Here is a 12,867-nt window from a genome sequence, read left to right as displayed (position 1 = left end):
TTCTCCGATACGGCGTCATTCCAACTCTAAAGCGGATTCGCCGCTGATGATCGTACCGTTATTTTTGCCTTCGCAAATCTCTTTCATCGAGCCCGGTTGATCGAAATTGAATACATGCATAGGCAGATTGTAGTCCCTTGCCAAGATAAAAGCGGATTGGTCCATGACCTTCAAGTCGCGCTGCAAAACGTCGTTGTAATGGAGAGAGCGAAATTTCCTTGCTTCTTTATCGAATTTAGGATCTGCGTTAAAAACGCCGTCCACGCCTTGTTTTGCGACCAATAAAGCGTCACAGTTCACCTCGATGGCTCTTTGTACGGAAGGGTAGTCTGTCGTAACGTAAGGTTGACCGTTCCCGCCTGCAAAAATGACGATATACCCTTTCTCCAGATGGTGGATGGCTCTTAGACGTATGTAGGGTTCCGCAACCGAAGTCGTAGGTATGGCCGTCATGACCCGTACTTCCTTTTGGGTCTTGGCTTTAAGAACTCCGCGGAGCATAAGACTATTGATTACGGTGGCAAGCGTCCCGATATTATCCGCTTCTGCTCTTTCGATCCCCCAACTTTCCGCCATATTCCCTCTGAAAATGTTGCCTCCGCCTATGACCAACGACACCTCGACGCCCGAGTTTACGATCGAACTAATCTCATGCGCAATATGCTCCAATCTTTCGGGTTCGAAACCGAATTCAGAGCTTCCGGCCACGGCTCCGCCGCTTAACTTAACGAGCACCCTTTTGTACCTCAACAAGGATTACACCTCCATAAAATAAAAACACTAAAGCATAAAATGCTTTAGTGTCCGAATAGAGTGGAAATATGAAATAATGTCAGTCGACCGAATGTACACCTGCCGCTTCCGACTCATATCTCCACTCCTCTCTATTTTTTCCATCGAGTTATTCTACATGACGCGTAGGTAAATTGCAATTCCTGCAGCTTACATCGCTTATCCGTAAATTGCAGAGAGGATGATCGTTTATGAATTTCGCGTCTGTACGTATCATCACGGACGATGTGGATCGTCTGGTCGAGTTTTACGAAAAGGTCACGGGAATCGCGGCGGAGCGGCCCGCGCCCGTATTTGCCGAGATCGTCCTGCCTTCGGGCACGCTGGCGATCGGCCATTCCCAGACCGCGCAGCTGTTCGGAGCCGATTCCGTAGTCGCAGCCTCCAATCGCACGGTGATCATTGAGCTTCGCGTAGAGAATATCGAAGCGGAATACGCGCGTCTGAAGCCGTGGGTCGATCAATGGGTGCAGGAACCGACCACGATGCCGTGGGGGAATCGTTCCATGCTGTTCCGCGATCCGGACGGCAATCTGGTGAATCTGTTCGAGCCTGCGAGCGAAGCCGCGATCGAACGGTTCGGAGACCGGTAGACGGATCATCGACCACCGATTTCTAACGGAACGAGGTGACGCTTAGCGGGCATTTGTGGCGGTTTTAGAATCCTAACGGAACGAGGTGACGCTTAGAATAAAAACAGGCGTTTTTTTTGACCGAAAAAGAAGCGAATCGGACGGCTAAGGAATCTACGTTCCGTTAGAATTTCGAAAAGGGTGATTTTTCGCATCTAAGGAATCTACGATCCGTTAGCGAAACTCCTCTTCTTCGTAAGCTTCCTCGAACGCAGTTCTTTCGAAATCAGCTTGCTGCCTCGGCTGCCTTGCTTCTAGCTGCGTTGGGATTTCCCCACAAATGAAAGGGCACCCTACCGGGTGTCCTTCGATTTTGCGCTTCATGCGCCACGACCCAACCTCAAATCTCAAACTCCGCCGTACCTTTTTCGTTCAACTCGAACGGCCCCGCCGTCACTTTTCCGTCCGCTCTACGGTTCCCGAAAAAGTCGGTGTCGAGCCGATAAGGCGCGCTGTCCGGCTCCTCGTAATGCATATCCGCGTGATACGTCTTGCCCAGCCGATCCGTGGTCACCGTCATCGTCGAGGCTTCCCGAAGCCGTTCTGGCTCTTCGATCCGAACGCGCACTTTACCCCGCAAAGGATCGACCTCGAACGCGATTCCCTGCTGCGCGTAGACCTTCGCTTCGGATTCGTGCCGGCTCGGCACCGCATGGCGAAGAAACACGTTTCCGCCCATCGCGACCGGGAGAACGGCATTGCCGATAAAGAAGTCTTTCGCGGCATCGCCAAGCTCCGCAAGTTCCTCCTGGGTATATTCCCACCATCTCTTGTCTTTGAAATTCGGGTGTTTGTCGTAGCCGCCCAGTCCGACAGGATGCAGATAGCACACGGAATCGTCCGGCACGCCGTCCATGACCGTTTTTCCGTCCTTGTCCGCTTCATCCCTTGGTTTAAGCGGAAGATGCTCGAAGAAAGTAATCGGCACAGGTTCCTGCCGCTCGTCGTTGTCGCCGAGAAAAATATTGTTGTAGTATCGGTCGTCGCCGCCCGTAATATTGGAGTATCCGGCCATCGCCGTCTCGTGAGGGAAATGGTAAGGCGTGGTCCGTGTAATCTCGGAACGCACGACGAATCGGCCCGCGAACAAGTTATGAGCAAACGCGCCGCCCTGCGCCATATTCCGGAAATTCATCGGAGAAAGGAACAGGTTGTGATCTACCAGATACGGCCCGTGGCACACTTCGACGAACAGGTCTTCGGACAGATTGTCGAAAAAGACATTGCGGTCGATCCGCGTCCCCTGCGCCTGCCAGTCGAGCCACAGCCCGCGGTAGCAGCTGTAGATCACGTTTTCGCTAATTTGCGTATCCAGCGCCGCATGCAGCTTGATGCCCGCGACTTCGGCGCCGTGTCTAAGCCTTTTGTGGTGGATATTGTAGATTCGGTTCCGCTCGATACGGCTGAAGGCTCCGCCCATATGACCGACAATGCCGGCCTGCTCGCAGTCATGGATCACGTTGCCTCGCACGAGATGACCGCCGATCCGATTCTGATGCCAACCACGGCGCAGCGCCCGTAAAATGACTTCCTGCTCGCGCTGCGTGCCGCCTTTGCTGCGCTTCTCTTCAGGACTGCCGTGACCGGTACCGATTTCGGTTCCGAGACTGATGCCTACGGATTTGGACTCGCAGATGATGTTGTTTTCGATAATCCAGCCTTTGCTCCAGTGCGGTCCGATCAGGCCTTCCTGAAAATCCGTCGGCGGTGCCCACTGCGGAGAAGCTTGACGAAGCGTGAATCCGCTTACGGTTATGTAGTTCAGTCCCGGTTTCTCGGGCCAGAAGCAGTAGGGCCGCACATTGATCTCTACGTTTTCTTGACGAGGGTCTTTGCCGCCGAAATTGGCCCGGATCTTCGTCGTCGCAGACCCGACTTCGGCATGCCATTTTAACAAGGAATCTTCGGGATATTGGGCTTCGGGCCAAACCTCAGGCTTGTGAACGTTTTCAATATTGTCGACTTCATATAAAGATTTGCCGTCCAAATACACATCGCCGAGATGAACCGTGAGCGGGCCGTCGAACAACCAATCTCCGCTCAGCTCCGTTTCATAAGGATTACGCACCGAGAACATAGAATTGGGCACTTCCGTGCTCCAAACCTGATTGCCTTCCGACTGCCAGTCGGTAATCCGTTCGGCTCCCGTAATCACGACTTCGCCGTCTCCAGCGGAGCGATACACGATGCGATGTTCCGCTGTTCCTCCGTTAGCCGGGTTCACCCATTCCCTGTAGACTCCGGCATGCACGATCACCGTATCGCCGGCCACGGCCTGAGCGGCAGCGCGCGAGAGGGTACGAAGCGGCTGATCCGCCGTTCCGTTGTTTCGATCGTTTCCCTGCGTAGATACATGATATTCCATAATCTCACCCCGTCCGAATTTTCAATGGCCTGCCGTCTCTACGTCCAACCGTTTTTCACCCAAGATTTTTTCCGCAAAATGCACATTGAAGAAATGAATGATCGGCCCCAGCCCGAACATGGACACCAGCGTCCCCAGCCCGATAATGCCTCCGAACAGGAAGCAGATCAGCGCGCAGAGAGCGTCCGTGAACATACGATGCCAGAAATAGCTGACCCGCGGGAAGCGGTCCCTCATGATCAGCGACAGGCAGTCATAAGGCGCAATGCCGACGTTGGAAGTCTGATACAGGGATACCCCGAAGCTGCAGATTACGACGCCGATCGCCACCGTGATTACGCGCTGCCACAGCAGCTGCGGCTCGCCCGGCATGTCGATCCAGATGTTATAGAAAAACGTAACGATATAACCGAGAAATACAGCGTTTACAACGGTGCCGATTCCAATAAACCGGCGTCCCGCAATAAGCTGGATCACGAACAAGGACAGGTTCAGCAGGATCAGAAACCGGGCATACGCGATCCCGCTCGTATCCGCCAGTGCCATCACCATGCCGCTGAAAGGATCGTTCCCCAAGCCGGATAATTTGAAAATGCTAATGCCCATGCCCAAAAAGATATTGCCGACCAGCATGATGATCAATCGTCTCGGATCTGTTAACGTACCAAGGAATCCCTTCATATCAACCGTCCTATAGTCAGATTATCATTTTTTCCGGCGCAAACGACGACGTCATTATAGCATAGTTTTCGCAGCCGGGCTGTGCCGCCTTTTTTCCTCATAAATCAATTGTACTCGTTCATAAACAGTGTTACTCTGAGGAACGATAAGCTCAATATTCACGTCCCGCCCTACATCCAACAATCCTCACCATTTCAGCTACCAAGAAAGGTAACACCATGATAAAAGTAAACAACTTATCCTTCTCCTTCCCGCAAAAAGAACTCTATACCGACGTCTCGTTCACGCTCGAAGAAGGGCAGCACTGCGCGTTCATCGGAACGAGCGGCAGCGGGAAAAGCACCCTGATCGAGATCCTGATGGATCCGGAAAAGCATTTGTTCGAGGGCAAGCTCGAGATCGACCCGGACTGCCGGATCGGCTATGTCAGCCAGTTCTCGCAGGTGGACCCTGCGGCGGAAATGACCGTGTTCGAATATATCGGCGAAGAATTTATCAAGATCCAAGACGAGCTGACCTCTATTTATGCCGAGATGGCCACGACGTCGGATATGGATGCGCTGATGGAAAAGCTTCAGTCCACGATGGATGCTTTCGAGGCGATGGATGGAGACAATTTCGAAAATACGATCAACAAGCAGCTGAATCTGGCGGATCTCGCGAAGCTCAAAGATCTGAACGTGTCCTCCTTAAGCGGCGGGGAGTTCAAGCTTATTCAAGTGATGAAGGAAATGCTCGTCCGTCCGGATCTGCTGATCATGGACGAACCGGATGTCTTCTTGGACTTCGAGAACCTGAACGCGCTCAAAAAGCTGATCAATGCCCACAAAGGCATGCTGCTGGTCGTCACGCATAACCGCTATCTGCTGAATCACTGCTTCAACAAGATCATCCACCTTGAAGACAAAGAGATCCAGGAATTCGACGGACGGTATATCGACTACAACTTCTCGCTGCTGCAGACCAAGGTCGAGCTGCAGGAGATCGCGGTCGCCGAAGCCGACGAGATCCAGCGTTACGACCAGCTTATCGATAATCTTCGGGAGATCGCGACAAACGTGGATAACCCGTCCCGCGGCCGCGCGCTCAAAGCCCGGGTCAAGTTCCAGGAAAGACTCGAAGCGCGCCGCATCAAAGCGCCTTTCGTCGCGATCAAACAGCCGCATATCCGGTTCGGTCTCGATCCGCAGGCGGAAGCAGGCGTCCGCGTTACCGTGCAGGACTACAGAGCCGGCTTCGGCGAGCTGCTGCTGGAGAACGTGAACTTCGAGATCGGCTCAAACGATAAAGTCGCGATCATCGGACCGAACGGCACGGGCAAAACGACGCTGCTCAGAGACATTTTCCGCGGCGAGCATCCTTCGATCCGCATCCATGAAGGCACGAAAATCGCGTATCTGTCCCAGCTTCAAGGCGAGACGCTGAAAGATTCGAACACCATTCTGCACGAGTTTATCGACGCGGGGTTCGAGACGTACGACGAAATCCGGGCTTATCTGGCGAACTACGGATTCGAAGGCGAGATTCTGGAGCAAAAAATCGAATCGCTGTCCGGCGGCGAGAAAAACATGCTGCAGTTGGCCAAAGTCGCGGCGGCAGAGGCCAATCTGCTGCTGCTCGACGAACCGACCAGCCATCTGGACCTCTATTCGCAGGTCGCGCTGGAGCAGGCCCTGATCGATTACAAAGGCGCGATCCTGATGGTCTCCCACGATTTCTATTCCGTCGTGAACGGCATGGATTACGTGCTGATCATCGACAACAAGACGATCCGCAAGATGAGCATGCGCAAGTTCAGACAGATGATCTATAACAATCATTTCAATAAGGATTATCTGGAGAATGAACAGCAGAAAAAGTCGCTTGAAATGCAAATCGAATTGGCTTTGAAAGCGGCGGATTTCGAAAGTGCAAAAGGATTGGTCGAGGAATTGGAACAGCTGATTAAGCTGCTGTAGAGGACAGACCTTTAACCGGAATTCGCGATTAGAAGGTTCCGCTGAACCCTATAATATCCTCCCTTAAAAGCCCCGAGCGGATAGCTCGGGGCTAAACGTGTCGAGAAATTCTGATTCCGAGTCAAGCGAGGAGGCGGAGGGAGAAGTTCAGTGAAGGAACGATAGTGATCGCCTTTGAAATCGAGAAAATTCCACTGAAATTTTGATCCTTTTTCTCGATTTCAACACGCGACCGGAACGAATTTCTCCCGCAGTCGACGAGCTTCTACAACGAATAGGACTTTCAAGGCAGCCTGAGCCCCGAGCGGATAGCTCGGGGCTTTTAAAGCTTCTAACAATCTTAATCTGCGCTCCTCCGTCGCTATCCCTACAAACCAGGCAATTCCAAAGGCTCGCTCTGACCGTTAGGCTTCAGCCTGTAATTTCTTTTCACGGGCATTTCGAAGCCCCAGTTCCCGGTAATCGTGCTTTCCTTGCCCAGTTCGTCGACCAGGAGCAGACTCTTTATGTTGACCTTCAGCGTGAATTTTTCCGGAGGCGGAGTTCCGCCGAACGAGTAAATGATCACGCCGTTTTTGTACAGTTTTTGGCCGGAATCCACCGCAATGATGCCGGGAACTTCCCGGATGGTGGAGTCGTCCAATTGGACGACCGGCGTGATCGACTTTTTCGCCGGATTCTGGTCCGCGATCAGAGGAGGATCGTATTTCATGGAATACCGGATTATGATCTGCTTTTCGTTGAACGAGTATCCGTGAACGAAGATGGTGAATTCTTTATCCGATTTGCCGGTAAGCAGCTTGATCGGTGAGGCGGCGGAAGCGGAGGCAGGCGCCGTCCCGCCCGATTCCGGAGAGACGGAATTCGGCTTCGCCATGAGATCGGACGTAAATACATTCTCGACGCTGACCAGGACGATCGCGCCGACAAGCAGGACGATCATCGGGATCGCGGCCAATCCGGAGCGGAAGAAGCGCGGCCGCCAGGGAGGCCTTTTTCGTTTCGCGGCAGGATCCGGTTCCGCTGTCGGAGCCGACTCGGGAAACGGTTCCGGCATTCGCTCCGCCGTCCGTTCCGCTGCCCGTTCGTTGTCGGGAAGGGCGGAACGACTCTCTGCCGCCGCGGTCTCCTGCGCCTGCTTCAGGCCGGAGAACGGCAGCTTGGTTTCGAACCAGGTCGCCTTTTGGCTGCTGTGCGCCGTAATGCATCCTCCGTGCACTTCGATAATGCTCTTGGTAATGGCCAGTCCGAGTCCCGTTCCTCCGGACTGCTTCGATCTGGAGCGGTCTCCCCGGTAAAAGCGGTCGAAAATAAAAGGCAGATCCCCTTCGGGAATAGGCTCGCCGTAATTTCGGATCCGCACGACCAGCATCTCTTCGTCCCGCCCGATCTCGATATCGATGAATTCGCTGCTCTTCCCGTGCCGGATGGCATTGGCAATGATATTTTCGTAAGCCCGTACCAGCAGCCCGCCGTCCGCCCGGATCTTGAAGTCCTCTTCCGGCAGGTGCAGCCTGATTTCCATGCCCGCCTTCTCGGTGATCGGCACGAATTCCTCGGCCAGCTGACCGAGTAACCCGGCGACATCGAGCTCGCTCAGCTCCAGGGGCAGGCCGTTGTTGATGCGCGTATATTCGAACAGCTCATCGATCAGCCGCCGAAGCGCGAGCGATTTCTCGTACGCGATATTAATGTAGTAGCGCATTTCCACCTCGTCCTGATACCGGTCTTTCTCGATCACTTCGAGAAAGCCGAGAATCGAGGTCAGCGGAGTGCGCAGATCGTGCGATACGCCGGTGATCAGATCGTTTTTGGTCTTTTCCGCGTTGCGCTCTTCGGCGATCGAACGCTTCAACTGTTCGCTCATCCGGTTGATGCTGCGCGCGACTTCGCCCAATTTAGGATTCGGGATCTCCCGGATGCGATGCTCGAACTGCCCGCCTGCGATCTCTTCGAGGCCGCGCGTCATCTCCGCCAGATCATGATCCCATTCGCTGCTCAGCCGGTTCATACGTTCCGCGATCAGACTTAATTCGTCTTTGCCTTTGACGGTTACGGCATGCCCGAAGCGTCCTGCCGCTATTTCCTGGAGTCCGACGTTAAGGCTGCGCAGATCCCGAACCAGACGGATGCTGGCCAGGAAGAACATGATAGGAAAGAGCAGGATGCCGGCGATGATCATCACGCGGAGGGAGCCGGCGTTCTCGATGATCCAGTTGATCGGGACGGCGGCGTATTTGGTCTTCTGCAGCGCGCCCGCCATGAAATATCCGAAAAAAATAGCTGCGCCCGTCAAAGCCAGGCTGGCAACCATGATCAGCATCAATCTCCAACGGATCGTATACAGCCATTGCGTTCGGATATTACTCCCCCCTCGGTTTCGGATCGTTTTCGATTTTGTAGCCGATCCCCCATACAGTCTTGATGATCTGCGGTTCGCGCGGATTGCGTTCGATCTTCTCCCGCAGCTTCCGGATATGCACCATGACGCTGTTTTTCGACTGCATGAAAGGCTCGTTCCAGACTTCTTCGTAGATGCGGTCCATGCTCAGCACCATTCCCCGGTTGACGGCCAGCATCTGCAGAAGGGCGAACTCCCGGGGAGCCAGCTTGACTTCCTCCCGATCGACGGTCACCGTATGGGACGCGATATTAATCGTCACGTTCTCGATATGTATTTCGTTTGCGCCGGCCGGAGGGGTGTTGAACTGGTTCACTCTCCGCAGCTGCGACTTGATCCGCGCGATCAGCTCGAGCGGGTTGAACGGCTTGGTCAGATAATCGTCGGCTCCGATGCTGAGACCCGATATTTTATCGATGTCCTGGCTTTTGGCCGAGAGCATGATGATCGGAATGGAATTCGTCTCCCGTATTTTCATACAGGCCTGCAAACCGTCCATTTCGGGCATCATCCAATCGAGAACGATCAGATCGACCGGATGGTTCCGCAGAATCTCCAGCGCTTCCAGTCCGTTCAAAGCCTTCAGCAGCTTGAAGCCTTCGTTATTGAAGTAAATGCTCATCAATTGGGTAATCTCCGCTTCGTCGTCCACCATCAAAATCGTGCTTTCCGCCATAGATCCTCCCCGGCTTTCTCTATCTCTTTGAATTCAAGAACAGCATGATCATTATAAGCGATATTTCGGGTGCAAGGGATAAAGTTCGAAGGATTTAAGGGAATGATAAGAAGTTCGGCAGACGGATGATAAGTTCTCTTTTCTATACTGGGTTCGTAAGCATGACAAACAATAAATGAGCGGAGGGTTTATGTTGAAGCGTAACTTGTTGAAGAAAGCCGTTATAAGCAGTTTGGGTTTGAGTTTGATGTTGGTCTCGTCGGGTTTTGGCGGGAGTCCGAAAGTTTTTGCAAGCTCAGACGGCGGGTCGGATACGAAACAAACGTTAAAAGTGGTATTCGAGAATAAAGAGGCGTTCCAAAAACAGTACGGGGATTTCTTCAGCAAGAAGTATCCCGATACGGAATTCGAAGTGATCGCTCCCGGCTACGGCGCGCCGAATTACGACAAGCTGATCGCGAAGCATTCGCCGGACTTGATCATGCTGGACCCGTACAATTACCAACAGATGGCCAAGGCGGATAAACTGACGGATTTGGAACCGCTCATGGAGCGCGACAACTACGACACGTCCAAGCTGTATCCGGGCCTGACCGACGAGTTGAAAAAACAGGGCGGCGGCAAGCTGTACGGATTAAGCAAAAGCGTGCAGGCGAACGCCGTGCTCTACAACGCGGATCTGTTCAAAAAGTATAAGGTCGAGCTGCCGAAGGACGGCATGACCTGGGAAGAAATTCTGAAGCTTGCCCGTAAGTTCCCGACTTCCGGAGATAAGGATTCGCGGATTTGGGGATTGAGCTCCTTCGGCTCCAGCAACCTGGCGATGCAAATTGCCCGCACGGAAGGGTTGGCGCCTATCGATCCGGCGACCTTGAAAGTAACCGCGAATACGCCGGAGTGGAAAAAAGCTTATAATATTTCGATCGAGGCGACAAAGGCGGGAGTGCTTGACGAAGGGATCAGCCTGTCCGCCAAAAGCTACCTGCAGAGCAACCCGTTCGTGATGGGCCGTTCCGCGATGGTGATCTCTTCGGTCACCCAGCTGAAAAACCTGCAGGCCGCCAAAAGCGGCGTGAAAAATTATAAGCCGTTTACGCTCGGCATCGCCGCCGGTCCCGCGGATTCCGGGGATCGCAAGTCCACGGGCGACTTCTATACGGGCGACATCTTCGCCATTCCGGCAAAAGCGTCGAATGTCGACGGAGCGTGGCAGTTCATCGAGTACTTCACGGGAGACGAATACGCCAAACAATATTACGGCACCAAGAGCTCCAACAACATTGCGCTTCTGTCCCGCATGGTCGACGAGTACGCGGGTTACAAAGTGAATGCTTTTTATAAGCTGAAGCCGAACCTGGATCAGCATCTCCAAGCGCAGGCCCTCAGCATCAGATCGGCCAATCTGGAATGGAAGTTTTGGACGGTCCTTCAGAAAGAACTGATGCTTGCGGTAAACAAGAAAAAGACGGCGGATCAAGCCGCCGCAGCCATTCAGACCCAAACGCAGGCGGCTGCCGATAAGGTGGCGAAAGCCTCGAAAAACTAACCAACCGGTTCGAAAAGGAGGAGTCAAGCAGCTGTCAAACGGATAAAGCGGGATAGAAGACACCCAAAAGAGAGCCTGCCCTTTTATAAAGGACAGGCTCTCTTTTTTGAATGCGCGCGCGAGATTCAAAAAAGTTAAAGCTCTCGGCCGTCATAATGCGGCTGCTCCAGATCTTCGAGCAGCGAGAGCTGCGCGGGCTGCCAACCGGCAAGCTCGCGGGCGGCCGCGCTCGATCTCGGAATATCGAGCGCGGCCAGCGTGCCGAGGAAGCCGAAATGCGTATCGGCTTCTTCCCGCGGGATACCGACGACAGGGACATTCAAGCGCCTGCCGATCGCGCTCGCGATGTCCCGAAAAGGCACGCCTTCGTCATGGGCGCCTTCCAGTCTGGAGCCGGCCGGCGCTTTTTCCAGCGCCAGGCGATACAGCGCGGCGGCATCCAGGCGATGCACCGCCGGCCAGCGGTTGCCGCCGTCTTCCACGTAAGCGGAAAAGCCTTTGGTTCTGGCGATCTCGATCAGCATCGGGATAAAGCCCGTGTCGCCTTCGCCGTGTACCGAAGGACATAGTTCGACGATGACGGCCCGGACGCCGCCTTCGGCCAGCGAGCGCATCACGTTCTCCGCATCCGTTCCGCCGGCATGCGTCGTCATGACGAAGGGCTTGCCGGAGCCTTCCAAGGCGGCTCCCATAGCAGACACGGCTTCGAGATCGGCAGCGAGCGCACCGGAAAAGTCGGAGAAATCGTGATGAAACGCCAAATGCAGCACGCCGTCCGAAGCCTCCGCTCCGCGGCGGAGACTGTCCGGGTCATGAAGGTCACCGCGATGCGCTTCCGCGCCCGCCGCTTGAAGCCGGGCCGCGCTTTGATCGGAACGGGCCAATCCCAAGACTTGATGCCCGGCATCAAGAAGTTCGCGGACGACCGAAGAACCGATATATCCCGAAGCTCCCGTTACGAATACGCGCATGATGAATTCCTCCTTGCTTCGTTTGACGATATTTCGTTTGAAGATATACCGTCCCGCTTCACCAGGCAACCGGCCCGTCTTCGTCGGAGAACGTTCCGGTCGGACCGTCCGCGCCGAGCATGGCCAACCTTACCGCTTCGCGCGCGCCCTGCTCGACGCTGCGCGTACCGGCAAAATTGTTCAGCGCCGTCGAAGTGAAGCCCGGACACGCCGCATTTACCTTGATCGGAGTCGATTCCAAAGCCGCCGCAAAAGCGAAGGTTACCGCATGAACGGCCGACTTCGACGCCGAATAAGCGCCGTACATCGCCCGATGCGGGTTGCCCGGCTCGGAGTTCCAACTGAGCGAACCGCCGGTACTGCCCAGGTTGACGATGCGGGCGGCCGGCGCTTCGCGCAGAAGCGGCAGCATGGCCTGGGTGACAGCGATGACGCCGAACACGTTGGTTTCGTAAACGGCGCGAATCTCTTCCATCGGAGCTGCCGTCAACAAGCCGCTTGCCGCGCCGTCGCTCGGAAACGCATTGTCCGATTTTCCCGCATGCGAAATCCCCGCGTTATTTACGAGAACGTCAAGCCGTCCGAATTCGCGTCGAATACGCTCGGACGCGGCGGCAATCGAATCCGAATCGGTGACGTCGAGCTGAACGGCATAAGCGTTCTCGCCGATGCTGTCGGCGGCTGTCTGACCTTTTTCCAAGCTGCGCGATCCGATAAGTACCGTAAATCCATGCCCCGCCAGATCTTTTGCGATTTGCGCCCCGATTCCTTTGTTGGCTCCGGTGACCAGCGCTACAGGTGAGTTCGACATCATCGTAATCTCCTTCTCGGTATCGGCGATACCT

10 protein-coding genes are annotated in these 12,867 nt (G+C 54.5%); 3 read left to right on the top strand and 7 right to left on the bottom strand.

Annotation, left to right across the window (positions count from 1 at the left end):
• Positions 1 to 15 precede the first annotated feature (15 nt).
• Complete coding sequence (gene pyrH, locus GYN08_RS14615; RefSeq protein ID WP_206023754.1) at positions 16 to 753, bottom strand: UMP kinase; 738 nt, start codon at positions 751 to 753, stop codon at positions 16 to 18.
• A gap of 230 nt (positions 754 to 983) precedes the next feature.
• Between pyrH and GYN08_RS14610 the strand changes: the two genes are divergently transcribed.
• The gene (locus GYN08_RS14610; RefSeq protein WP_166275429.1) at positions 984 to 1,385 is read left to right on the top strand and encodes a VOC family protein; all 402 of its coding nucleotides are present in this window, start codon (positions 984 to 986) and stop codon (positions 1,383 to 1,385) included.
• A gap of 379 nt (positions 1,386 to 1,764) precedes the next feature.
• Here GYN08_RS14610 and GYN08_RS14605 read toward each other — a convergent pair whose 3' ends face one another.
• Both GYN08_RS14605 and GYN08_RS14600 read right to left on the bottom strand, forming a co-directional pair.
• Positions 1,765 to 3,789, bottom strand: coding sequence for a right-handed parallel beta-helix repeat-containing protein (locus GYN08_RS14605; RefSeq protein WP_166275427.1), 2,025 nt, complete (start codon positions 3,787 to 3,789; stop codon positions 1,765 to 1,767).
• Between the two features lie 21 nt (positions 3,790 to 3,810).
• A complete protein-coding gene (locus GYN08_RS14600; protein ID WP_166275425.1) occupies positions 3,811 to 4,470 on the bottom strand; it encodes a YczE/YyaS/YitT family protein in 660 nt (219 codons plus the stop codon).
• A gap of 218 nt (positions 4,471 to 4,688) precedes the next feature.
• On the opposite strand from GYN08_RS14600, the gene GYN08_RS14595 reads away from it, so the two are divergent.
• Entirely contained in the window at positions 4,689 to 6,428 is a 1,740-nt protein-coding gene (locus tag GYN08_RS14595; RefSeq protein ID WP_166275423.1) for an ABC-F family ATP-binding cassette domain-containing protein, read from the top strand.
• 367 nt (positions 6,429 to 6,795) lie between these two features.
• Here the strand turns inward: GYN08_RS14595 and GYN08_RS24080 are convergent, their stop codons facing one another.
• Positions 6,796 to 8,751: a sensor histidine kinase gene (locus tag GYN08_RS24080; RefSeq protein ID WP_206023753.1), complete on the bottom strand. Its 1,956-nt coding sequence runs from the start codon at positions 8,749 to 8,751 to the stop codon at positions 6,796 to 6,798.
• 40 nt (positions 8,752 to 8,791) lie between these two features.
• On the bottom strand, positions 8,792 to 9,505 hold the full coding sequence (locus GYN08_RS14585; protein ID WP_166275421.1) for a response regulator transcription factor: 714 nt from the start codon (positions 9,503 to 9,505) through the stop codon (positions 8,792 to 8,794).
• Between the two features lie 331 nt (positions 9,506 to 9,836).
• On the opposite strand from GYN08_RS14585, the gene GYN08_RS14580 reads away from it, so the two are divergent.
• On the top strand, positions 9,837 to 11,051 hold the full coding sequence (locus GYN08_RS14580; protein WP_166275419.1) for an extracellular solute-binding protein: 1,215 nt from the start codon (positions 9,837 to 9,839) through the stop codon (positions 11,049 to 11,051).
• 134 nt (positions 11,052 to 11,185) lie between these two features.
• Here the strand turns inward: GYN08_RS14580 and GYN08_RS14575 are convergent, their stop codons facing one another.
• Positions 11,186 to 12,022 carry an SDR family oxidoreductase gene (locus tag GYN08_RS14575; RefSeq protein WP_166275417.1) on the bottom strand — a complete coding sequence of 279 codons (837 nt, stop codon included), beginning with the start codon at positions 12,020 to 12,022 and terminating at the stop codon, positions 11,186 to 11,188.
• 58 nt (positions 12,023 to 12,080) lie between these two features.
• Positions 12,081 to 12,833, bottom strand: a complete 753-nt coding sequence (locus GYN08_RS14570; RefSeq protein WP_166275415.1) for an SDR family oxidoreductase — start codon at positions 12,831 to 12,833, stop codon at positions 12,081 to 12,083.
• Between the last annotated feature and the right edge of the window lie 34 nt (positions 12,834 to 12,867).

The sequence above is a fragment of the Saccharibacillus alkalitolerans genome, assembly GCF_011090185.1.
GTDB lineage: Bacteria > Bacillota > Bacilli > Paenibacillales > Paenibacillaceae > Saccharibacillus > Saccharibacillus alkalitolerans.
The sequence above is the reverse complement of the archived record's forward strand: the minus strand, read 5'-3'. Positions and strand labels throughout refer to the sequence as shown.